The following is a 22464-nucleotide window of genomic DNA, read 5'->3' on the forward strand; positions in this document are numbered from 1 at the left end:
AGAAGTCTCGGCGGTCCGGACCGGGGTGCGCGTTCGCGAAAGTTCCACGTGGTCAAGTCGATTCCGTTGCGGATGACGTTGAGCGGTGGCAGTGTCGGTCCGTAGAGTTCGGTCACTTCTTCGGCCATGGATGCCGAACACGTTATGAGAGCGTCGGATTCGTTGGCCAGCCACCATTCGACGGAGTGGACCTGGCGGTTGATGCGCCCGGAGATCCAGCCACTGTGCCGTCCGGCTTCGGTCGCGTGCAGCGTGGAAACCAGTGGTACGTCGTAGAATTCAGCCAAGGCGATCGCGGGATGCGCGACCAGCCAGTCGTGGGCATGGACGACGTCGGGAACCCAGCCGGCGCCGACGCCGGGCTTGTGTAGTGCCATTCCGGCGCGGACCATCGCGTGACCCATGGCGAGGGTCCAGGCCAGCATGTCCTCGCCGAATACGAAGTGCGCGGGATCTTCAGCGACGGCGACGACGAGTACGCCTTCGGAGATGTGAGTGATGGTGGGGTGCGTCGACGCGTCGGTTCCGGACGGTCGACGCGAGAGAACCACGACCTCGTGCCCGGCGGCAGCCAGGGCGGTGGCGAGGTGGTGGACGTGCCTACCGAGCCCGCCGACCACGACGGGTGGGTATTCCCACGAGACGATGAGAATCTTCACGACGCACTCCCGGCCGACAGTTCGGTATCGGGCAGGCGGCGCGCATCGAGACCGGGGAACAGTCCGTCGGCGCGGTTCCAGCCGTCGGCAAGGCGCTCGGCTACCGCATCCTTGCCCGAGACGACGGCCTGGGAGATTTCCCGGGTCGCGTGGGCATGCTTGTGGGCGCGTTCGCGGGCGTATCCCGCCGCTGAATCCTTGCTCACCATGAACGCCCAATCGCTTGACACCGTCATCAGTGTCTCGCGAAGTACCTGATCATTGACGCGGTTTCGCACTTCCGGGCGTCCGGGAGCGTTGTCGTGGCCGCGGGATTTGTCGACGGCGTTCAATGCCGTGTCGACAACTTCGGCGTTGAGTTGCACCAGATCGGAGACTTGATCTCCAGCCCAGACGCGCCAGTCCTTACCTGATCCCCACGACGAATCTTCCAGTTGCACAGGCTCGCCCACATATCCGGTGGCTTGGGCGTCGTTCAAGGTTCCGATGCGGATACCCGCTTCGGGGAGTGCTCGCAGTACCTTCTCGAGCCACTGTGGACCCTCGTACCACCAGTGCCCGAACAGTTCGGTGTCGAACGCCGCAACTACCAGCGCATCGCGCCCGATTCGTGCCGATTCTGATCGCAGGCGGTCTCGGACGGCTTCGACGAAGTCCTCGACATGCTTGTCGACGGCGGCCGCGGCAAGTTCCGGATCGTAGGGAGCCTTGTCCGCGGAGTCGACGGTACGGCCCGTGACCCGAGACGACTTGAGGCCGGTCTCGTGGTCGTAGGTGTGAAAATCGCGGTACGCGGCGTGGCCGGGGTATCCGGATTTCGGGGACCAGACGCGGTAGCTGACCTGCAGGTCACGGCCGAAAGCGACGACGTCGGAATCGCGGACGGGACGGCCGAGTGTGGTGTCTCCGCGCAGTGCGGGTCCGTCGACCATGAAGTGGGTGACACCGGCTTCGGCGTATCCGCGCTCCATGCCGGGGGTGTATCCGCACTCGGGTCCCCAGATGCCGGTCGGGGTGTGGTTCCAGCGGGAGTGCGCGTCGGCGAGGCCCTCACGGAGCGAGAAGGCACGCAGGCGTGGGTCGAGCAGCGGCTGGAACGGATGTGCCAGCGGACCGCCGAGTAGTTCGAAGGCCTCGCGATCGATGAGATCCCGGAAAACCGGGGAAGATCCGTGCTGCCAATGGGTTTCGAAGTCTTCCAAAGCCGCCGCCGAGGCGCGGTGTTCGCGCGCTCCGAGTTCCCGGTGAGCTGCGTCAGGCATGCCAGCGGCCTCGTGAGCCCGGATCTGCCAGTTGCCGAGCCAATGGTGCATCCCGGCAAGGCAGTGCGGATCGTCGAGCTGCGCCGCGAGAACCGGCGTGATGCCCAACGTCAGGAGGTGGGAACGACCTTCGTCGGCGAGGCGTCGTAGCGCCGCGGCGAGGGGCAGGTACGACCCGGCCCACGACTGATACAGCCATTCTTCGCCGACGGGCCAGCGCCCGTGGTTGGCGAGCCACGGGAGGTGGGAGTGCAAAACCAGGGCGAACATCCCCGGTTCTGTTACGGGTGTTGCAGTACTCACGCCTTGGGGTCTTTCACTGCCGGGTCCTTCACCGCGATAGCCACGAGGTCTAGGCTGTCATCGATATCGGGTTCGCTGATGCTGAAGTCGTCGACGGTGATGCCTTCGACGTCGCGGGTCAGATCCTCGGGCCACGGCTCGCCGGCGAGCGCACGGTCGATCTGGGCGCCGATGAACGAGCCGCCGTGCTTGGCGTCGAGTTCCTTCAGGCGTGTTCCGTGGTGGACGCCGGTCATGAGCTCCACGCGGAATCCGGCGTCGACGAGAAGTTCGGTCATCTCGTCAGCGTTGAGTTCACGGGTGTGGAACGGGTTGAGTGGCGTGTCGCGGCCGGGGGAGAAAGTAATCCGGTTGGGGGTGCTGATCAGAAGTTCACCGCCCGGAGTGAGAACACGGAAGCACTCGCGCAGGAACTGTCCCTGGTCCCACAGGTGCTCGATAACCTGAAAATTGACGACGACGTCGACGGAGTTGTCTTCGAGGGGCAACGCGGCGAGATTGCCGTGAATCATCTCGACACGGGGGTAGCGGGCACGGACGTGTTCGACGGCCGAGACGTCGTAGTCGAGTCCCGTCACGGATGTTGCGACGTCGGCAATCATGTTGGCGCCGTAGCCTTCTCCGGAACCTGCCTCGAGTACGCGGCGGTCGGTGCAACGCTCCAGTAGCGCGCGGTAGACCACTTCGTGGCGTCGGAACCAGTAGTTCTCCTCGGGGATTCCGGGCACTGTCCGTTCGCCCGTCAGGGGCAGGGGTGCGTCCTCGTGGTTGCTGACACTTGTTTCACTCACCCGTGCGAGATTAGTGCCATCGGGTTAGAACGTGTTCACCGTGGTCCAGATCACAGCAATGAATCCCCGTTCGTACGGTTATGGTGGACGTGGTTCCACGCTAAGTTACCGGCGGGTAACTTAGCGTGAGGTAATCTAACGCACAGCCGACGTGAGGCGAGAAATCCGTAAGGGATGCCACTCGTATCCGCGTGCAGCAGCTCAGACGATTTATCAGGTGAAGTACACACAGGAGGTCGAGAAAAGACCCATGACGAATATCGTTGTTTTGATCAAGCAGGTCCCCGACACATGGTCCGAGCGCAAGCTGACCGACGGCGACTACACCCTTGACCGTGAAGCCGCAGACGCAGTGCTCGACGAGATCAACGAGCGCTCCGTCGAAGAAGCCCTCCTCATCAAGGAAGCTCAGGGCGGTGAGGTGACGGTGCTGTCCGCAGGCCCCGACCGCGCCACCGACGCTATCCGCAAGGCACTGTCGATGGGCGCCGACAAGGCTGTCCACATCAACGACCCCGCACTGCACGGCTCCGACGCCATCCAGACCGCGTGGACCCTCGCTGCTGCACTCGGACAGATCACGTTCGATAACGAAGAGCCTGCAGACCTGATCATCGCCGGAAACGAGGCCACTGACGGCCGCGTCGGTGCTGTTCCGGCCATCATCGCCGAGTACCTGGGCATCCCGCAGCTCACGCAGCTGCGCAAGCTCGTCGTCGCCGACGGCAAGGTCACCGGCGAGCGCGAGACCGACGAGGGCGTTTTCGGCCTCGAGGCTTCGCTGCCCGCAATCGTCTCGGTCACCGAGAAGATCAACGAGCCGCGCTTCCCCTCCTTCAAGGGCATCATGGCCGCGAAGAAGAAGCAGGTTCTCGTCTACACACTGGCCGACCTCGGCGTCGACCCGGATACCGTGGGTGTTGCCAACGCCGGCACCACCGTGACGGCCTCCACTCCGAAGCCCCCCCGTACCGCTGGTGAGCGCATCGCCGACGAGGGAGACGGTGGCACCAAGATCGCCGCTTACCTCGTCAGCAACAAGATCATCTGATCGCGCCTCGCGAAACAACCAGCAGAGACACTCAGGGAGAGTTAAGTCATGGCAGAAGTACTTGTGCTCGTAGAGCACGCAGAGGGTGCGCTCAAGAAGGTCAGCCTCGAACTCATCACCGCTGCACGCGCATTGGGTGAGCCGTCGGCAGTTGTCGCCGGCCCCGCGGGCACCACGGCCAAGCTGGCCGACGCACTGGCAGCAGCCGGCGCGGCAAAGATCTACGTCGCCGAGTCCGACGACATCGACGGCTACCTCGTCACCCCCAAGGTTGACGTTCTCGCCGCGCTCGTCGAGTCCACCAGCCCCGCAGCAGTCATCACCGCTGCCGGCACCGAGGGCAAAGAGGTTGCCGGTCGTCTGGCCGCACGTCTGGGTTCCGGACTGCTGACCGACGTCATCGAGATCAAGGCTGACGGCACCGGCATCCACTCCATCTTCGGTGGCGCGTTCACCGTCGAGGCCAAGGCCAACGGCGAGGTCCCCGTCTACTCGGTTCGCCCGGGTGCAGTCGAGGCAGCTCCGCAGGCCGCAGCCGGCGAGCAGATCGTCGTCGAGGTTCCGGCTCAGGACGAGAGCGCCGTCAAGATCACCTCGCGTGATCCCATCGTCGGTGGCGATCGCCCCGAGCTCACCGAAGCCACCGTCGTGGTTTCCGGTGGACGTGGCGTCGGCAGTGCCGACAAGTTCTCCGTCGTCGAAGAGCTGGCCGATTCCCTCGGTGCTGCAGTCGGTGCTTCGCGTGCCGCTGTGGACTCGGGTTACTACCCCGGACAGTTCCAGGTCGGTCAGACCGGTAAGACGGTCTCCCCGCAGCTGTACATCGCGCTCGGCATTTCCGGTGCTATCCAGCACCGCGCCGGCATGCAGACGTCCAAGACCATCGTCGCGGTCAACAAGGACGAAGAGGCACCCATCTTCGAGATCGCCGATTACGGCATCGTGGGCGACCTGTTCAACGTCGCACCGCAGCTCACCGAAGCTGTGAAGACTCACAAGGGCTAAAAAGCACAACCTACTGTGCGCCTTTGTCAACCCGCCGCGGTTGATGAAGGCGCACAGTGCTTTATTAACCGGACCTGCATCGCTACGTCACTTCGCTGATACCGCACGGACTTTCGCGCTCGATATACCTGGCGCATGACAATTACGTCAGTCCTTCGCCCCGCGAGTGACAATCTCGGCCGTGAGGTCGCCGCGCCGAGATATTCCCTGATCGTCTCCTCCGACCGCGAGCATCGAGTGGCCGCGCAGCGCCTTCGATACCGAGTGTTTGCCGCCGAGCCCGGATTCTCGATTCCCGTGTCACCTTTCGAACTGGACGTCGACGCGTTCGACGAGTTCTGTGATCACCTTCTGGTCCGAGACAACATCACCGACGCCTACGTCGGTTGCTACCGGATGCTCACGCCCGACGCCGCAATCAAAGCGGGCGGATATTACACCGCAACGGAATTCGACATCTCAGCTCTGGACCCGGTGGGCAATCGAGTGGTCGAGATGGGCCGCGCGTGTGTTGATCCGGCGCATCGCAACGGATCGGTTCTCGGGATCATGTGGTCCGGGATCTTGCAGTACCTCGAACTGACGGGCCACGAATGGGTGATGGGGTGCGTCTCCGTCCCGATCGCGCCGCATCCCGGGGCCGTGCCGGGTGCCGATGTTCGGGCTGTCCGTGACTACGTGATGAGCAAGCACCCCGGCCCTCTGGATCAACGGGCAGTTCCTCGCAATCCCGTGGTGCTCGGTGGTCGCACTCTCGAAGAGATCGCTGCGCCGGAGCGTCTGACAATGCCGCCCTTGCTCCGTGGATATCTGCGGATGGGCGCCGTGATCTGCGGCGAACCGGCCTACGATCCCGCATTCGGGGTAGCGGATTTTGTTGCCCTGCAAGGTTTGCGGACAGCGAACACGAGGTATCTCGAGAGACTTCGATCAGCTGCTGCGGCCCAGGAAGGCTCGGCGGCTACGGAAGGACGAGCAGGGTGAGCCCGCACTGGGTTCCGTCGAGCCCCTGCGGCGACGGGTGTTTGCCGGCAGATCCTGACCGTGTGTCGATTATCACGGTGATGGGCCGCGCGATGTTGGTCGCTGCCGCATTGATCACAGCGCCGGTGCTCTCGGCGGGCTGGTTGCTACCGAGACACCGGCGCACTCGGATGCAGCGTGCGTACTCGCGAATGTTGCTTCGGTGCCTCGGAATGAAATTGAGCGTCGACGACCAACGGTTGGGCCGCCCTGAACCTGCCGGGGTGATGGTTGTTGCCGGCCACGTGTCTTGGACGGATGTTCTGGTGGCGAGCGCCGTGGCACCCGCGAATTTCGTGGCCCGTGCGGATCTGCTGGATTGGGCGGTCCTCGGATCGCTGGCGCGGCGGATGAGCGTCGTGCCGATCGATCGGGCTCGCCTGCGTGAGCTGCCCGCGGTGGTGGACACCGTCCGTGAGCGTTTGGACCGTGGCGTGCGCGTCATGGTGTTCCCGGAAGGAACCACGTGGTGCGGACGTGCGTACGGAGGCTTTCGTCCGGCGATGTTCCAGGCGGCTGTCGACTCACAGTGCCCGGTTCAGCCCATGGCGATCCGCTACGCGAACGCCGACGGCACGTTGTGTACGGGTCCGTCGTTTGTCGGAGAGGAGACGATCGGTCAGTCCATCGGTCGAATTCTGCGGCAGAAGGGCGTTGAGGTGATGGTCCGATTGGCGCCGCTGGAAGAGGCCGGGGAGTGCCGACGGTACCTCGCACAGCGGTGTGAGCGGGCGGTACGCGGCAATCAGGTCATCGACCTGGCAGCTCATGACATTTTTGATCCGGCAGAGACGCAGATCACTGCAGTATCGGCGATGACGGCTTAGTGAGGTAAGCGAGGCTGGGTGAGTCGCGGTGCTGGGCTATCCTGGTCAGGCCATGACTCTGCCGCCTCACAGTGCCCACACCGGATTTCCGGTGTACCTCGATCATGCCGCCACCACACCGATGACGGCAGCTGCTATCGAGGCGATGACCGATACCTTCAAAACCGTGGGCAATGCGTCCTCGCTGCACGGCTCGGGCCGCGCAGCCCGGCGACGCGTCGAGGAATCGCGCGAGTCCATCGCGGCCTGCCTGGGAGCTCGTCCGTCGGAGGTCATCTTCACCTCCGGCGGCACCGAGAGTGACAACCTCGCAGTCAAGGGCATCTTCTGGGCCCGGCGCGACGCAGATCCCAAGCGAAATCGAATCCTCGCGAGCTCGGTGGAACATCATGCCGTTCTCGACGCCGTGGAATGGCTCGAGCAGCACGAGGGCGCCCTTGTCACGTGGCTGCCTGTCGACGCGAATGGTGTCGTAGACCTGCAAGCTTTGCGTGACGAGCTGTCGGTGCACGCCGACGAGGTTGCACTGGTGACGATCATGTGGGCCAACAACGAGGTCGGTTCCATCATGCCGATCCTCGAATTGGCCCAGGTATCAGCAGAATTCGAGATCCCGATGCACAGCGACGCGGTTCAGGCCGTGGCGCAGTTGCCGGTAGATTTTGCTGCAAGCAAGCTCGCGGCGCTGAGTATTGCGGCGCACAAGTTCGGTGGTCCCCACGGTGTGGGTGCACTCCTGCTGGGGCGTCAGGTTCCGTGCGTGCCGCTCTTGCACGGTGGTGGACATGAACGCGATCTTCGTTCGGGGACGCCGGATACAGCCGCCGTTGTCGGTATGGCGGCGGCGCTCCGCGAGACCGCTGCGGACTTCGAGTCCAGTGCAAGAGAATTGGCAGTTCTGCGCGATCGATTGATCGACGGCGTTCTCAGAATTCTGCCCGATTCGATACTGAACGGCCCGACCGGTCCGGATCGCCTACCCGGTAACGCACACTTCACTTTCCCTGGCTGCGAAGGAGACTCACTACTGATGCTCCTCGACGCCGCGGGCATCGAATGTTCCACCGGTTCGGCCTGCACTGCTGGTGTAGCCCGAGCAAGCCACGTCCTGATCGCCATGGGCGTCGAGTCCGCGACAGCGCGAGGCTCACTGAGATTTTCACTCGGACATACGTCGAGTGTCACCGATGTGGATGCGCTCCTTGCAGCGCTGCCACAAGTAGTAGAGCGCGCCCGTGCCGCCGGTCTTGCCGGCGCCGTGTCGCGTGGAGGGGATCGCTGATGCGAGTACTCGCAGCCATGAGCGGAGGCGTCGACTCCGCAGTTGCCGCCGCCCGCGCAGTTGCCGCAGGCCATGACGTCGTGGGAGTGCATTTGGCATTGTCCACTGCGCCCGGAGCATTGCGTACGGGTTCGCGCGGATGCTGTTCCAAGGAAGACGCCGGAGACGCACGACGCTCCGCCGACGTCCTCGGAATACCGTTCTACGTCTGGGATTTTGCAGATCGCTTCAAAGAAGACGTGATCGACGATTTTGTGGCCTCGTACGCTGCCGGCGAGACACCCAACCCGTGCCTGCGATGCAACGAGAAGATCAAGTTCACCGCTCTCGCAGATCGCGCGATCGCACTCGGATTCGACGCCGTGGCCACCGGTCACTACGCCCGTCTCGAAGACGGAGTCCTGCGCCGGGCCGTCGATCCGGACAAGGATCAGTCGTACGTTCTCGGAGTACTGACGGCAGAGCAGCTTTCGCGCGCGATGTTCCCCATCGGTGACACACCGAAGGAGCAGATCCGCGAAGAGGCTGCCGAGCGCGGACTCGCTGTGGCGAACAAGCCGGACAGCCACGACATCTGCTTCATCCCGACCGGCGACACACGAGCATTCCTCGGCGCCCGGATCGGTGTTCGTCCGGGAAGCGTTGTCGACGCAGACTCCGGTGAGGTCCTCGCCGCCCACGACGGCGTGCACGGCTTCACCATCGGTCAGCGCAAGGGGTTGGGCGTCCAAGGCCCGGCAGTGGACGGACGTCCGCGTTACGTGACGTCGATCGAACCCGAAACCGGAACTGTCCGAGTCGGTTCGGCAAAGAATCTGGACGTGTGGGGAATTACCGCGCAGCGTGCGATCTGGACGTCGGGTCAGACACCCGTCGGGCCGATCGAGTGCACGGTGCAGGTTCGTGCGCACGGCGGATTGGCGAAGGCAGTTGCCGAGGCTGTCGACGGTGGCATCACTATTTCTCTGCGTGAGCCGTTGACCGGCGTCGCAAAGGGTCAGGCCGTGGTTCTCTACCGCCCCGACAGTGAACTGGGCGACGAGGTTCTCGGCAGCGGCACCATTGCCGGAACCGAATCGGAGCCGAACACACTGTGACACAGCCGGTTTCCATCGGGGGCCTGGTCACCGGAATCGGATCGTGGCCGGGCACGGATGCCCGCGAAAGCGCCGCCACCATTCTCGGTGAACTGGGCGGCTTTCCGCACCTGGTGGAATTACCGGCTCGCGGACTCGGCGCCGACATGGTCGGCCGGACCGGCGGGATCCTCGTCGACATCAACCTCGACGCGTCGACGCGGTCGTATCGTGTTGCGCCGCGTCGTGGAAACATCGCGAAGCGTTCCGAGGACTTCCTGAACCAAGATCTGGACGCACTCGAGGAAGCCTGGGAAAACGCCAGGTTGGTCGGCGCCGATCACGTCATCAAGCTGCAAGCTGCCGGGCCGCTGACACTCGGTGCCGAGATCGAGGTCGCCAACGGTTCACGCGTACTCGTGGATCGCGGCGCGCTGCGGGACATCGCTGAATCTCTCGGCGAGGGCCTGGCCCGTCACGCCGCCGAAGTGACCCGGCGGACCGGTGCTCGCGTGATCATCCAACTCGACGAACCGCAGATGCCTGCCGTTCTGGCCGGATCCCTGCCGGGACGTACGAAGATGGAAAGTGTTCCGGCGCTTCCGGAGCCAGAGGCTTTGGCGATTCTGGACTCGGCCATCGAAGGCTGCGTGCTGCCGACCATCGTGCATAGTTGCAGCACCGATCTTCCGTGGGACCTACTGCGTCGCAGCAAAGCATTTGCCGTCAGTTTCGACATGTCTCTGATCACGTCGAAGGATCTGGACGGCATCGGTCAGTTGTTCGACGCGGGTAAGCAATTGGCACTCGGACTGGTTCCCGCCTCGGAGCCGGAGAAGCCGGTTACGTGGAAAGAATGCGCAATGCCGGCGGTGACGCTGATCGATCGCCTCGGATTCTCGCGGGAACTTCTCCAGACCCAGGTGGCTGTGACGCCGCGCTGCGGGCTGGCGGGGGCGGGCCTCGAGTGGTCGCGTTCCGCGCTGCGTCTGTGCAGCGATGCCGGCGCGGCGATGGTGGATGATCCGTCGGCGTTCTGACGCCTGGCGCTGCTTGTCAGTCCCAACCGATATTCTTCTTCCGTGAGTGAAACCGCAGAAGGAACCGTGCAGCCTGCGCCCAACGAGGCGCGCGAGAAGTGGGCGCTACTGGCTGATGAAGTCCGTCAGAACCAGTTCCGCTACTACGTTCGTGATGCACCGGTCATTTCGGACGGCGAGTTCGACGTATTGCTCGGCGAGCTCAACGCTCTCGAAGAGCAGTATCCGGACCTGCGTACCCCTGATTCGCCGACACAGGTGGTGGGCGGCGGGTTCACCACGGATTTCACGTCCGTCGATCACCTCGAGCGGATGCTCAGTCTCGACAACGTCTTCGACGAGTCCGAATTGCGCGGCTGGGTCGCCAAGGTCGAGCAGGAAACCGGACCGGATCTGCATTACCTCTGTGAGGTCAAGATCGACGGTGTGGCACTCAACCTCGTCTACGAGAACGGCAAGCTCGTACGTGCTGCCACTCGTGGCGACGGCCGTACCGGCGAACTGGTCACGCTCAATGCACTCACGATCAACGACATCCCGGAGCACCTCACCGCCTCCGACGAGTACCCGATTCCCAGCCTCCTCGAAGTTCGCGGCGAGGTATTCTTCCGCCTCGAAGACTTCGCAGCACTCAATGCGTCGCTGGTCGCGGAAGGTAAGCCGCCCTTTGCGAACCCCCGTAACTCCGCAGCCGGTTCGCTACGGCAGAAGAACCCCGCGGTCACCGCGCGTCGACGCCTCGGCATGATCTGCCACGGTTTCGGCCGCCTGGAAGGCTTCGAACCGGCTTCGCAGTACGACGCCTATGTTGCGCTCGCCGCGTGGGGTCTTCCGGTGTCCACGCACACGTCACGTGTGGTCGGGGCTGACGCTGTGGTCGAGAAGATGAAGTACTGGGGTGAGCATCGCCACGACGTCGAGCACGAAATCGACGGTCTGGTGGTCAAGGTCGACGAGATGTCACTACATCGCAGGCTCGGCACCACCTCTCGTGCGCCGCGGTGGGCAATCGCGTTCAAGTATCCGCCCGAGGAGGTCACGACCAAGCTCCTCGATATTCGCGTCAGCGTCGGCCGCACCGGCCGTGTGACGCCCTTTGCGTACATGGAACCGGTCACGGTTGCCGGTTCCACTGTGTCGTTGGCCACGCTGCACAACGGTTCCGAGGTTAAACGCAAAGGTGTGCTGATCGGTGACACTGTGGTGTTGCGTAAGGCCGGCGACGTCATTCCCGAGGTGCTGGGTCCGGTCGTCGACGTTCGGGACGGGACCGAGCGTGAGTTCGTCATGCCGACACAGTGTCCCGAGTGCGGCACGGAGTTGGCGCCGGCCAAGGAAGGCGACGTCGACGTGCGTTGCCCCAATCAGAGGTATTGTCCCGCGCAGCTACGCGAGCGTGTTTTCCACGTTGCCGGCCGCGGTGCATTCGACATCGAGGTGCTCGGATACGAGGCCGCGGCCGGGCTCCTCGAGGCAAAAGCCATCGAGGACGAAGGTGATCTATTCTCGCTCGACGCAGACACACTGATCGACGTTCCGATCTTCCGGACGAATGCAGGATCTTTGTCCGCCAACGGAAAACGCTTGCTGGCCAACCTGGACTCGGCAAAAGACAAGCCATTGTGGAGAGTGCTTGTGGCACTGTCGATTCGGCATGTCGGACCTACCGCTGCGCGAGCACTGGCGGGGGAATTCGTTTCGCTGCAACGCATTCGGGAAGCGTCGATGGATCAGCTGGCAGCTGTCGACGGGGTCGGTTCCACGATCGCCGCCGCGGTCGTCGAGTGGTTCACGGTGGATTGGCATCAGCAGATCGTCGACAAGTGGGCGGCTGCCGGAGTGCGTATGGAGGACGAGCGCGACGATTCCATTCCACGCAACCTCGAAGGCCTATCGATCGTTGTCACCGGTTCCCTCGAGACGTTCTCGCGCGATCAGGCGAAGGAAGCGATCCTCGTGCGGGGCGGCAAAGCAGCCGGTTCGGTATCGAAGAAAACTGCGTTTGTCGTTGTCGGTGAAGCGCCCGGTTCCAAGCATGACAAGGCCGTCGAATTGGGTGTGCCCGTGCTCGACGAAGACGGTTTCCGGAGGTTGCTCGAGGGCGGTCCCGACGCCGTCGCACCCACCGAATTGGACGAGTAGGACAGGCGTTCTTCGATTTCCGAGTTCGGCACCTCGGGTGCGATAGTGACGCCATGATCGAGATTCGTGAAGTTCTCCCCAATGAGTTCGAGACCGTCGGGGAACTGACTGTGCAGGCGTACGTCGGCGGCGGCTTTGTCGCCGATGGATCACCGTACGTAGAAAGTCTGCGCGACACGGCAACTCGGGCGGAGCGGGGTCGTGTCCTGGTTGCGGTTCTCGGAGATCGTGTTGTCGGATCCCTCACACTGGCCGAACCCGGAACGCCGTTTGCGGATGTCGCGCAAACCGGCGAACTCGAATTCCGCATGCTGGCAGTCTCACCGGACGCCCGCGGCACGGGCGCCGGCACCGCGTTGGTGCGTGCCGTGATCGCCGAGGCCTACGACCGCGGAGATCAATCAGTAGTCATGTCGACTCAACCCGAGATGGTCGATGCGCGTCGTATCTACGATCGCAACGGCTTTGTCCCCGACCCGGAGCGAAACTGGGAGCCGGTCAAGGGCGTGGAACTGACTGTGCTGGTACGCGAACTGGTCTGAACGGCTCGAACGGTTCAGCCCAGGACCGTTGCGATGATCCCGGCCAGATAGCCCAGTCGCGCAATTTCCGACGGCCGGAATTCCGGTCCGCCGGGGCGTCCGAGCATCAGAACTCGTCCGTCGCTGCCCAAAGGCGCAGCGGCGAGAGTGGTGTCCATGGTGCGCCAGACCTCGGGCACCCAGTCGCCTTGGCCATCGAGCGCGGTGGGCTTGTCCAGGGGCATCCACGGGATCTCGGTGGCATGAGTTTCGGGCGCACCCGAGCTCCCGACCACACGATAGACGCCTTGCGGACCGAGATCGGCAATGACGCACCAGCCCACCCGAAGTACGCGCGGGGCGCCGTCGACCAGAACTTGGAGTCGGTCGTCCTTGGCGGTGGCCACGGAGTCGATCAGTTCGAGTTCGCGGTGTGTGTCGAGAATTCCGGCATACGGACGGATCGAATCGACCGTCACATTCGGCAGGTGTTCGGCCGCCGTGATCAGTGTGTCGGGGAGTGCCCCTGGTTCGACGTCGACAACAAGGTCGTCGATCGCAAAACCGTCGCCTCGCTCCACGACGTCGAGGGAGAGGATGTCGGCTCCGACGGAACCCAGCGCGACGGCGAGTGCGCCGAGGCTACCGGGACGGTCGGGCAGACTGACGCGGAGCAGGTACGACACGTTCGTCCCTTTCGCTTTCGGTTCACGCCCGAGCCGTGATGGCCCGCGCAATAGTCATCTTTGCACTTGTCACACGCACTGTGGTGAGCGCCGTGGCCCTGTCACGCCAGCAGTACACGGTTGTGACGCGACCGAAACAATTCGCCTGATTCCTTGCGTGGCGCGGGGCACCCTGGGCGCGACTACAGGTCGGCGGGGCCGAGCAACTAGGCTGGACCGGCAATGTTTACGTCCTCTTCCGAAAGGGGCCCCGCGGTGCCTGCCATCTCCCGTGACGAGGTCGCGCACCTCGCGCGGCTGTCCAGACTCGCCCTGTCCGACGCCGAACTCGACGAGTTCGCCGGCCAGTTGGATTCGATTCTCAACCACGTCAAGGTGGTCACCGAGGTTGCCGTCGATGATGTTCCGCCTATGGCGAACCCCAACGCCGTCACCAACGTCACCCGTCCGGACGTCATCGTGCCGGGCTTGACCCCCGAGCAGGCGTTGTCCGGTGCACCCGCAGTCGAACAGGATCGCTTCGCGGTTCCGCAGATCCTTGGAGAAGGCGAATGACCGACCTGACCACGCTGGACGCCTCAGTTCTGGCAGAAAAGATCCATTCGCGTGAGGTCTCCTCCGTAGAGGTCACGCAGGCTCACCTCGATCGCATCAGTGCCGTCGACTCCGAGTACCACGCCTTCCTGCACGTTGCAGGCGAGCAGGCACTCGAAGCTGCTGCAGCTGTCGACACCTCGTTGGCCGCCGGAAACGCACCTGCGTCGGCGCTCGCCGGTGTCCCGATCGCACTCAAGGACATCTTCACCACGACGGATATGCCGACGACCTGTGCGTCCAAGATCCTCGAAGGCTGGGTCGCGCCGTACGACGCGACCCTGACGACCAAGCTGCGTGCCGCGGGAATTCCGATCCTCGGCAAGACCAACCTCGACGAGTTTGCGATGGGTTCGTCCACCGAGAACTCCGCGTACGGTCCGACGCGTAACCCGTGGGACGTCACGCGTATCCCCGGCGGCTCAGGCGGCGGCAGCGCTGCAGCACTCGCATCGCGTCAGGCTCCGCTGGCCATCGGCACCGATACCGGTGGATCCATCCGTCAGCCGGCCGCCGTCACCGCAACCGTGGGTACCAAGCCGACGTACGGAACCGTTTCACGATTCGGCCTCATCGCCTGCGCGTCGTCGCTGGACCAGGGCGGACCCTGTGGCCGTACGGTTCTCGATACCGCGCTGCTGCACGAGGTCATCGCCGGACACGATCCGCGTGACTCCACGTCCATCGACGCACCCGTACGCCCGGTAGTCGCTGCTGCCCGTGAAGGCGCTCACGGCGACCTGCGCGGCGTGAAGGTCGGCGTCGTCAAGGAACTGCACTCCGACAGCTATCAGCCCGGCGTCATTGGATCCTTCGACGCCGCAGTCGAGCAGCTCAAGGCTCTCGGCGCCGAGGTTGTCGAGGTCTCGTGCCCTAGCTTCGAGTACGCGCTCGCGTCGTACTACCTGGTGCTGCCCAGTGAGGTTTCTTCCAACCTCGCTCGCTTCGATGCCATGCGTTACGGCATGCGCGTCGACGACGGCAACATGAGCGCCGACCAGGTCATGGCAGCCACCCGCGCTGCCGGCTTCGGTCCAGAGGTCAAGCGCCGCATCATGATCGGCACCTACGCACTGTCTTCGGGCTACTACGACGCCTACTACGGCTCGGCTCTGAAGGTTCGTACGTTGATTGCCCGCGATTTCGACAAGGCTTACGAGCAGGTCGATGTTCTGGTCTCGCCGACCAGCCCGTTCACCCCGTGGAAGCTGGGGGAGAAGGTCAACGATCCGCTGGCGATGTACCTCTCCGACCTCTGCACCCTGCCGACCAACCTGGCCGGGCACTGCGCGATGTCGGTTCCTTCGGGACTTTCGGCTGACGACAACCTGCCGGTGGGCTTGCAGATCATGGCTCCCGCCATGGCTGACGAGCGTCTCTACCGCGTCGGTGCGGCGTACGAAGCAGCTCGCGGCCTGATCGGTACCGCAGTCTGATTTCTGCTGTGCGCCTTTATTCCCCGCCCGCGGGCAATAAAGGCGCACAGCTGTTTCAGGAGCAGGATGCCAATTCGGTACCTTGCTGCGTTCCGTAGCGGTGGCCGTGTCCGGCCGGGACGTCGAGCGAGACGAGCATGTCGATGCTCGTCTGAAGAAAGCTGACCACTGGAATCCACGGCGGGGTCGGGGCGTCCTGAACCGCTCGACTGAGGTCAGGGCGCTGGGTGGCAAGGTCAGGTGACCACCACACCACCGGGTCGGAAGTATTTGCGAGAACGGTCACACCGTCCGATACCGTTGCGCCGGCCGGTGGTCCGGCCCAGAGGGCATCGCAGGGCAGCACGGGGTTTTCTACGGAAAGTGCCGCACTCCCACCGACTGCGCCGAGGCTTTGCCCGTAGAGATACAGATCTGGTCGTTCGGTCACCGGCATCGCGGCAATGTGTGCGCCGACGGCAGTGAACAACGCCCGAGCAGATTCCTCGGCGTCGCTGCGCTGAAACAGAAATGCCGCCCAACTGGGCGCGGCGGAGTACTGCTGGCCGACTATCGAGACGTTGCCCCCGAACCGCTGCTCGATGCCGTCGACAGCGTGGGTATCGATCCACCCGGAACCGGTGGGAATAGCCACAACAACACTGCTGCGGGCGAATCCACCGACACGATCGAGTTCGCCGACTGCGAGAGTCGCACGTGACGAGGCGTCCGGTGCAGAATCCAAGTCGGCATACACGCGTACCGAGGCAGTTCCGGAAGCAAGAAACTTCTGCCTTTCGGACACCGGTGACTGAGATGCTGCGGTGTGGACGGTCGCTGCAGGATTGATGCTCCCGAAGGCAAGGTGGAGTCCGACGACGCACAGTGCCGTGGTCGTAACGGCGCGGGCAAAACCCAGACGGTGCAGGACTTTTCGCATTGCCGCTACCATCAGGCCGAGAATCAAGACGGTGAGTGCAGCAACACATCCGGCTTCGGTCCAGTACAGGATTCCGATCGACGGCGCGCTCATTGTTGCCCGAAGTGAGTTCTGCCACCCTGCAGCGGCAAAGGTCGCGATGGCGATTGCTGCTGCTGCCACGCCGAATGCACCTAGACGCCAAGCGCGTTCGTCGAATCGGGCTTTGGCTCGTTCCGGAGTCACCTTGCGGGCGATGGCCGAGAGTGCCCACATCACAAGGAGTCCCACGGCGACGAGCAATCCGCTGAACACCCCTTGAAGCACCGCCGATCTCGGGAGTAGTCCGGGGGCAAGTGACACGAGGGACATCGAAGCCGCCGCTAGCGAGGTAGAGACGCGGGGTACCGCCAGCGTGGAGATTCGGGTGAGGGCAGAAGGCTGTGTTGCATTGAGAACGCTCATGCTGCAACCGCTTTCGTTGGCAGGAAGAAGTTGTCGGACGGATCGACCCGCCGCGAACGTACGAAGCTGAAGGCGAGAACTGATGCGCCCAGAACGCCGGCAGTGCCGTACTCGAACCCGGATTCCTTCACCGGTGTCAGATAGTTCTGACGCCACGAGTTCCCGTTGACCGCGGTAGCTGCAATGTCGGCCATCGAGAAGCAATAGGACCGGGAGGCGGGAGAAACCCGGCCGTCGCAGGCCTCGTGCATCCGACGATCAAGTTGACTGTCGAGAGCCTGACGCGCCCAGGGGCCGAGTTCGGCGCCGTGAGAATGCGCGTAGCGCAGAAGGTCGTAGCCGAGATCGTGTGCCTTGCAGGCCGAATCGAACTCGTCGGGCAGCGGGATCGGTGAGGAGCAATCGCCGTTCGGATTGGCAAGGTACCCGTCGATGACGACGGGGTAGTAGCCGGAGAACACGGCAAAGTCCGACGGCGCGGTGGCCACGCCGTCCGATGTCACTGCCGCAACGGCTTGCGCTGCAAAACGATGTTCCTGGCCGACAGGCTGCGCACTTGCACCGCTTGCTCCAGCCGTGACTGTGATTGTCGTGAATGCAGTTGCTGCCAGTACCAGTGCTGCTCGTGTGATCCGCATGTTGACTGACGCTATGAGCGGGCAGTCCGCGTCGACATCGCTCCGAAGTGTGGTTTGTCCGAAGGCGAAAGGGTGAGTTATTCGACCGTTCTGATACTTCGGAGGTATGGGTATCTCACTCTGCAGTATGACGACTTTCGGCTCGACACTTCCTAGGCTTGATGGGTGATCACGGTCAGAACGAACAGAGCGAGCCAGACCTCCAAGCGCGTCGCGCGGGCAACCAGAAAGATGACGCGCGATCAGTTCTGGAATGTGGGAATCATCGTGGTCACGCTCATTCTCTTCACCATCGCGTGGCCGACTCTGCATCTCACGCATGTGGTTGCGCCGCCGATTCAGCCGTTCATCGCTGCACTGGCCGCGTTTCCGTTTGTGCTGACCCGCTTGAATCCTGCTCTGGGCTGGGCAATCTCAGCGGTATCCGCGTTGGTTATTCCGCATGTGTTCGACCTGCAACTCGGCTACGGCTATCCCTGGCAGGTTGTGCATATCCTCGTCATTCTGGCGTTGCTCACGGCGGTGAGCCTGACCGCGCCGTTGCAAGTGGTCGCGGTGGCTGCAGTATCGACTGCTCTTCTGTTCTTCGCGGAGACACCCGGAAGTGACGGTGCCGGTTGGGCGGTCGGCCTGACCGCCCTCGTTGTCTTCTGCCTACTGATTCGTCGACTCGTGGCATCGCGTCGACAGTTGGCCGAGCAGGAAGAGGTCAGTGAACTCGAACGCACACGCCGAACGGTGTTGGAGGAGAAGGCCCGGATCGCTCGGGATCTGCACGACATCGTCGCCCACCACATGTCGATGGTGGTGGTGCAAGCGCAAAGTGCGCCTTACCGTCTCGCCGACGTGACTCCCGAGATCCGGGCCGAGTTCGACTCCATCGGCGAGACCGGGCGAGCTGCACTCAACGAGATCCGCGGATTGTTGGGCGTCCTCCGTAGTGACGGTGAAACCGCGCAGACGGCACCGCAACCGGGCGTCGATCAGCTCGACGAGCTTGTGGCGGGAAGCTCCCGCGCCGGTATTCCTTTGTCGTGGAACATCAACGGGGACCGCTCGAGGGTATCGGAGTCGACGGGTCTAGTGGTGTACCGAATTCTTCAGGAGTCGATCACCAATGCCGCGAGGCACTCACCGGGCGCGCCCATCGACGTAGCGGTGTCCTTCGGTCCTACCTCGGTGAGTATTCGGGTGGACAACGAAAGCGCGGCCGATAAGGCTCCAGTAGTACAGGAAACCACCGGCGGCAACGGAATCCGGGGAATGCGAGAGCGGGCTGCGGCCGTCGGCGGCATGCTCCTGACGCACGAGCGAGACGACGGAGGGTTCGAGGTCCGAGCCGAGTTGCCGGTGACCCCGGCCTAGGCTGTCGGAGTGCCCATCACAGTGTTCATTGCCGACGACCAAGCGATGGTTCGACAAGGGTTCGGAGCCCTCCTGTCCGCACAACCGGATATCAGTGTGATCGGTGATGCACCGAACGGCAAGATAGCCGTCGCCGAGGTCGCGAGGTTGCGCCCGGACGTGGTGCTGATGGACGTTCGAATGCCGGAGATGAATGGACTCGAGGCCGCGCGCCTCATCCTTACCGCCGGTGGAGAACCGCCGGTGCGGGTTCTCATGCTCACCACGTTCGACATCGATGACTACGTCTACGAAGCCCTCAGTCTCGGTGCAAGCGGATTCATGCTCAAGGACGCACCAGCCGAGGAACTCGTCCGGGCGGTCCGGGTGGTCGCCGACGGTCAGGCACTGTTGGCGCCGACGGTCACCCGCAGGCTCATCGCCGACGTGACCAGTCGTCGCGCGACCCCGCGAACCCGCCCGGCGGCACTCGACGCATTGACGCCACGCGAACGCGAAGTGCTCGAATTGATCGCTCGCGGATTGTCCAACACGGAGATCGCTGAGAAGTTGTTCGTTGCCGAACAGACGGTCAAGACGCATGTCGGCAAGGTCCTTTCAAAACTCGACCTCAGAGATCGCGCCCAGGCTGTCGTGTTGGCGTACGAAAGTGGACTCGTCACGCCTCGATAGCCTGCAGCGACGTGGCCGCTGGGGGAAGATGGAACCGCACGAGTTTTACGAACATCCAATGCGAGAGGTGCAGTCACAATGCGAATCGGAGTACTCACAGGTGGCGGTGACTGCCCGGGATTGAACGCAGTGATCCGGGCTGTCGTGCGGACGTCAGCGGGTCGGTACGGGAGTTCGGTTGTCGGATTCCGTGACGGGTGGCGGGGACTTCTCGAAGATCGCAAGGTTCCACTGGCCGCGGACGATCGCATCGACCGAATCTTGACGCGCGGTGGAACCATTCTCGGCACCGCACGCGTCAATCCCGATAAATTGCGCGCCGGGCTGGATCAGATCAAGCAGACTCTCGACGACAACGGGATCGACGTCCTGATCCCCATCGGCGGCGAGGGAACTTTGACGGCGGCGAGTTGGCTGTCGGACAGCGGCGTGCCTGTCATCGGTGTTCCCAAGACCATCGACAACGACATCGACTGCACCGACGTCACTTTCGGTTTCGACACCGCGCTTGCCGTGGCCACGGATGCCATCGACCGCCTCCACACGACGGCGGAGTCGCATCAGCGCGTCATGCTCGTCGAGGTCATGGGCCGCCATGCCGGTTGGATCGCTCTGCAGGCCGGCTTGGCTTCCGGTGCGCACCTCACGCTGGTTCCGGAGCAGCCGTTCGACGTCGACGAAGTGTGCGCGATGGTCAAGAAGCGTTTCCAGCGCGGCGATTCCCACTTCATCTGTGTGGTGGCGGAGGGTGCGATGCCCGATCCGGCATCGATGACTCTGCGCGAAGGTGGCATCGACGAGTTCGGGCACAAGATTTTCACCGGCGTCGCTCAGCAGTTGGGCAACGAGATCGAGCGTCGGATCGGCAAGGAAGTTCGGACGACGGTTCTCGGTCATATTCAGCGCGGAGGCACCCCGACACCGCACGATCGCATCCTCGCGACACGCTTCGGAGTCCACGCCACCGACGCTGCTCATCGTGGAGATTTCGGGAATATGGTGGCCCTGCACGGCACGTCGATCGACCTGGTTCCACTCGAGGAGGCAACCCGTCGGCTCAAGACTGTGCCGCAGGAGCGATACGAGGAGGCAGCCGCATTCTTCGGCTGAGCGTCCGGCGCATAAACTAGTAGCCATGACTGCTGTCGATGCGCCCGACATCCTCGATTACGACGAAGTGCTGACCAAGTACGAGCCTGTGATGGGTATGGAGGTGCACGTAGAACTCGGCACCGCTACCAAGATGTTCTGCCCGTGCCCCACCGAGTTCGGTGCCGAGCCCAACACCCAGGTATGCCCCGTCTGCCTGGGCCTGCCCGGATCCATGCCGGTGGTCAACGCCTCCGCCGTAGAGTCCGCCATCCGGATCGGCCTTGCGCTCAACTGCTCGATCACCCCGTGGGGTCGATTCGCGCGCAAGAACTACTTCTACCCGGATCAGCCGAAGAACTACCAAATCTCGCAGTACGACGAGCCGATCGCCACCGAGGGCTACCTCGATGTTCTGCTCGACGACGGCACCACCTGGCGCGTCGAGATCGAGCGCGCCCACATGGAAGAGGACACCGGTAAGTCTCTTCACGTGGGTGGCGCGACCGGCCGAATCCACGGTGCCAGCCACTCGCTGCTCGACTACAACCGCGCCGGTGTTCCGCTGGTGGAAATCGTCACCAAGACCATCCACGGAGCCGGCGAGCGTGCTCCCGAGGTTGCCCGCGCGTACGTCACGGCGCTGCGCGATCTGCTGAAGTCCCTCGACGTCTCCGACGTTCGGATGGACCAGGGTTCGATGCGTTGCGACGCCAACATTTCGCTGATGCCGATCGGCGCCACTGAACTGGGAACTCGCACCGAGACCAAGAACGTCAACTCGCTCAAGAGCGTCGAGGTCGCGGTTCGCTACGAGATGCGTCGTCAGGCTGCGGTACTCGACGCAGGCGGCGAGATCATTCAGGAAACCCGCCACTTCCAGGAAGCCGACGGCACCACCTCCGCCGGTCGCCGCAAGGAGACCGCTGAGGACTACCGCTACTTCCCGGAGCCGGACCTCGAGCCTGTTGCGCCCAGCGCAGAGTGGGTCGAAGAACTGCGCGGAACCCTTCCCGAGCTTCCGTGGATCCGCCGTGCACGCATCCAGAAGGACTGGGGAATCTCCGACGAGGTCATGCGTGACCTCGTCAACGCCGGTGCAATCGATCTGGTGATCGCCACCACCGAAGCCGGCGCGTCGCCTGAGGCTGCGCGCTCCTGGTGGCTGTCATACCTGTCCCAGCAGGCAAATGCCCGCGGCGTCGAACTCGGCGCACTGCCGATCACGCCGACGCAGGTCGCTCAGGTTGTGGCATTGATCGACAGTGGCAAGCTCAACAACAAGGTTGCCCGCCAGGTTGTCGATCACGTTCTCGACGGCGAGGGTGATCCGGAGCAGGTTGTTGCCGCGCATCCGGAGTTGGTTGTCGAGCGCGACGAAACCAAGCTCAAGGCAGCTGTCGACGAGGCCCTGGCCGCCAACCCCGATATCGCGGACAAGATCCGTAGCGGCAAGGTTCAGGCCGCCGGAAAGATTGTCGGCGACGTCATGAAGGCCACTCGTGGACAGGCCGACGCAGCACGCGTCAAGGAACTTGTCATCGAGGCTTGCAGCTAGTCCCGCATACATAGTTCTGATGCCCGGCCGATTCAATTCGGCCGGGCATCAGTGCTTTTCAGGCTTTCAGCTGCCGCCGCC

21 protein-coding genes are annotated in these 22464 nt (G+C 63.4%); 15 read left to right on the forward strand and 6 right to left on the reverse strand.

Features of this window, described 5'->3' with window-relative positions; genetic code table 11:
* The 3 genes from QM600_RS21380 to QM600_RS21390 all read right to left on the reverse strand — a co-directional run.
* Positions 1-659 (reverse strand): glycosyltransferase family 4 protein (locus QM600_RS21380; protein WP_283263552.1); only part of this gene is annotated, 659 nt, incomplete at its 3' end.
* Positions 656-2191 carry a 1,4-alpha-glucan branching protein domain-containing protein gene (locus QM600_RS21385; protein WP_283263576.1) on the reverse strand — a complete coding sequence of 512 codons (1536 nt, stop codon included), beginning with the start codon at positions 2189-2191 and terminating at the stop codon, positions 656-658. The genes QM600_RS21380 and QM600_RS21385, both read right to left, overlap by 4 nt.
* Positions 2192-2220: 29 nt before the next feature.
* The gene (locus QM600_RS21390) at positions 2221-3015 is read right to left on the reverse strand and encodes a class I SAM-dependent methyltransferase (protein ID WP_283263553.1); all 795 of its coding nucleotides are present in this window, start codon (positions 3013-3015) and stop codon (positions 2221-2223) included.
* Between the two features lie 250 nt (positions 3016-3265).
* Here QM600_RS21390 and QM600_RS21395 point away from each other — a divergent pair, with 250 nt between their 5' ends.
* From QM600_RS21395 to QM600_RS21435, 9 genes are all read left to right on the forward strand, one after another.
* Positions 3266-4066, forward strand: a complete 801-nt coding sequence (locus QM600_RS21395) for an electron transfer flavoprotein subunit beta/FixA family protein (protein WP_283263554.1) — start codon at positions 3266-3268, stop codon at positions 4064-4066.
* Between the two features lie 48 nt (positions 4067-4114).
* Entirely contained in the window at positions 4115-5071 is a 957-nt protein-coding gene (locus QM600_RS21400) for an electron transfer flavoprotein subunit alpha/FixB family protein (RefSeq protein ID WP_283263555.1), read from the forward strand.
* 135 nt (positions 5072-5206) lie between these two features.
* Positions 5207-6055, forward strand: coding sequence for a GNAT family N-acetyltransferase (locus tag QM600_RS21405; protein WP_283263556.1), 849 nt, complete (start codon positions 5207-5209; stop codon positions 6053-6055).
* A gap of 62 nt (positions 6056-6117) precedes the next feature.
* Entirely contained in the window at positions 6118-6921 is an 804-nt protein-coding gene (locus QM600_RS21410) for a lysophospholipid acyltransferase family protein (RefSeq protein WP_283263557.1), read from the forward strand.
* A gap of 52 nt (positions 6922-6973) precedes the next feature.
* Positions 6974-8203 carry a cysteine desulfurase family protein gene (locus QM600_RS21415; protein ID WP_283263558.1) on the forward strand — a complete coding sequence of 410 codons (1230 nt, stop codon included), beginning with the start codon at positions 6974-6976 and terminating at the stop codon, positions 8201-8203.
* Positions 8203-9300 (forward strand): tRNA 2-thiouridine(34) synthase MnmA, encoded by a 1098-nt coding sequence (gene mnmA, locus QM600_RS21420; protein WP_283263559.1) that lies wholly within the window; start codon positions 8203-8205, stop codon positions 9298-9300. The genes QM600_RS21415 and mnmA overlap by 1 nt, the downstream gene beginning before the upstream one ends.
* Positions 9297-10319 (forward strand): uroporphyrinogen decarboxylase/cobalamine-independent methonine synthase family protein, encoded by a 1023-nt coding sequence (locus QM600_RS21425; RefSeq protein ID WP_283263560.1) that lies wholly within the window; start codon positions 9297-9299, stop codon positions 10317-10319. Before mnmA ends, QM600_RS21425 begins: the two co-directional genes overlap by 4 nt.
* Before the next feature lie 42 nt (positions 10320-10361).
* Positions 10362-12461: an NAD-dependent DNA ligase LigA gene (ligA, locus tag QM600_RS21430; RefSeq protein WP_502943049.1), complete on the forward strand. Its 2100-nt coding sequence runs from the start codon at positions 10362-10364 to the stop codon at positions 12459-12461.
* Positions 12462-12514: 53 nt separating this feature from the next.
* A complete protein-coding gene (locus QM600_RS21435; RefSeq protein WP_283263561.1) occupies positions 12515-13003 on the forward strand; it encodes a GNAT family N-acetyltransferase in 489 nt (162 codons plus the stop codon).
* A gap of 14 nt (positions 13004-13017) precedes the next feature.
* On the opposite strand, the gene QM600_RS21440 is transcribed toward QM600_RS21435, so the two are convergent.
* The gene (locus tag QM600_RS21440) at positions 13018-13668 is read right to left on the reverse strand and encodes an ACT domain-containing protein (RefSeq protein ID WP_283263562.1); all 651 of its coding nucleotides are present in this window, start codon (positions 13666-13668) and stop codon (positions 13018-13020) included.
* A gap of 255 nt (positions 13669-13923) precedes the next feature.
* Here QM600_RS21440 and gatC point away from each other — a divergent pair, with 255 nt between their 5' ends.
* Both gatC and gatA read left to right on the forward strand, forming a co-directional pair.
* A complete protein-coding gene (gene gatC, locus QM600_RS21445) occupies positions 13924-14223 on the forward strand; it encodes an Asp-tRNA(Asn)/Glu-tRNA(Gln) amidotransferase subunit GatC (RefSeq protein ID WP_283263563.1) in 300 nt (99 codons plus the stop codon).
* Positions 14220-15698, forward strand: coding sequence for an Asp-tRNA(Asn)/Glu-tRNA(Gln) amidotransferase subunit GatA (gene gatA, locus QM600_RS21450; protein WP_283263564.1), 1479 nt, complete (start codon positions 14220-14222; stop codon positions 15696-15698). The genes gatC and gatA overlap by 4 nt, the downstream gene beginning before the upstream one ends.
* 55 nt (positions 15699-15753) lie before the next feature.
* Here the strand turns inward: gatA and QM600_RS21455 are convergent, their stop codons facing one another.
* Both QM600_RS21455 and QM600_RS21460 read right to left on the reverse strand, forming a co-directional pair.
* A complete protein-coding gene (locus QM600_RS21455) occupies positions 15754-17061 on the reverse strand; it encodes an alpha/beta-hydrolase family protein (RefSeq protein WP_283263565.1) in 1308 nt (435 codons plus the stop codon).
* Positions 17058-17699, reverse strand: coding sequence for a hypothetical protein (locus tag QM600_RS21460; protein ID WP_283263566.1), 642 nt, complete (start codon positions 17697-17699; stop codon positions 17058-17060). Before QM600_RS21460 ends, QM600_RS21455 begins: the two co-directional genes overlap by 4 nt.
* Before the next feature lie 165 nt (positions 17700-17864).
* Between QM600_RS21460 and QM600_RS21465 the strand changes: the two genes are divergently transcribed.
* The 4 genes from QM600_RS21465 (at position 17865) to gatB (ending at position 22383) form a co-directional block, all read left to right on the forward strand.
* Positions 17865-19064 carry a sensor histidine kinase gene (locus tag QM600_RS21465; RefSeq protein ID WP_502943050.1) on the forward strand — a complete coding sequence of 400 codons (1200 nt, stop codon included), beginning with the start codon at positions 17865-17867 and terminating at the stop codon, positions 19062-19064.
* A 9-nt stretch (positions 19065-19073) separates the two neighbouring features.
* The gene (locus tag QM600_RS21470; RefSeq protein ID WP_283263567.1) at positions 19074-19736 is read left to right on the forward strand and encodes a response regulator; all 663 of its coding nucleotides are present in this window, start codon (positions 19074-19076) and stop codon (positions 19734-19736) included.
* 78 nt (positions 19737-19814) lie between these two features.
* Positions 19815-20846 carry an ATP-dependent 6-phosphofructokinase gene (locus QM600_RS21475; RefSeq protein ID WP_283263568.1) on the forward strand — a complete coding sequence of 344 codons (1032 nt, stop codon included), beginning with the start codon at positions 19815-19817 and terminating at the stop codon, positions 20844-20846.
* 25 nt (positions 20847-20871) lie between these two features.
* Positions 20872-22383, forward strand: a complete 1512-nt coding sequence (gene gatB, locus QM600_RS21480; RefSeq protein ID WP_283263569.1) for an Asp-tRNA(Asn)/Glu-tRNA(Gln) amidotransferase subunit GatB — start codon at positions 20872-20874, stop codon at positions 22381-22383.
* The last annotated feature ends 81 nt before the right edge of the window (positions 22384-22464 follow it).

Origin of the sequence: Rhodococcus sp. IEGM 1379 (genome assembly GCF_030056815.1) — a bacterium.
In the GTDB taxonomy this organism is placed as follows: Bacteria; Actinomycetota; Actinomycetes; order Mycobacteriales; family Mycobacteriaceae; genus Rhodococcus_F.

Coding starts and splice junctions, on each gene's coding strand:
- QM600_RS21385 (WP_283263576.1), bottom strand. CDS start 2,191: ATGTTCGCCCTGGTTTTGCACTCCCACCTCCCGTGGCTCGCCAACCAC.
- QM600_RS21395 (WP_283263554.1), top strand. CDS start 3,266: ATGACGAATATCGTTGTTTTGATCAAGCAGGTCCCCGACACATGGTCC.
- QM600_RS21400 (WP_283263555.1), top strand. CDS start 4,115: ATGGCAGAAGTACTTGTGCTCGTAGAGCACGCAGAGGGTGCGCTCAAG.
- QM600_RS21405 (WP_283263556.1), top strand. CDS start 5,207: ATGACAATTACGTCAGTCCTTCGCCCCGCGAGTGACAATCTCGGCCGT.
- QM600_RS21415 (WP_283263558.1), top strand. CDS start 6,974: ATGACTCTGCCGCCTCACAGTGCCCACACCGGATTTCCGGTGTACCTC.
- mnmA (WP_283263559.1), top strand. CDS start 8,203: ATGCGAGTACTCGCAGCCATGAGCGGAGGCGTCGACTCCGCAGTTGCC.
- QM600_RS21435 (WP_283263561.1), top strand. CDS start 12,515: ATGATCGAGATTCGTGAAGTTCTCCCCAATGAGTTCGAGACCGTCGGG.
- gatA (WP_283263564.1), top strand. CDS start 14,220: ATGACCGACCTGACCACGCTGGACGCCTCAGTTCTGGCAGAAAAGATC.
- QM600_RS21455 (WP_283263565.1), bottom strand. CDS start 17,061: ATGAGCGTTCTCAATGCAACACAGCCTTCTGCCCTCACCCGAATCTCC.
- QM600_RS21460 (WP_283263566.1), bottom strand. CDS start 17,699: ATGCGGATCACACGAGCAGCACTGGTACTGGCAGCAACTGCATTCACG.
- QM600_RS21475 (WP_283263568.1), top strand. CDS start 19,815: ATGCGAATCGGAGTACTCACAGGTGGCGGTGACTGCCCGGGATTGAAC.
- gatB (WP_283263569.1), top strand. CDS start 20,872: ATGACTGCTGTCGATGCGCCCGACATCCTCGATTACGACGAAGTGCTG.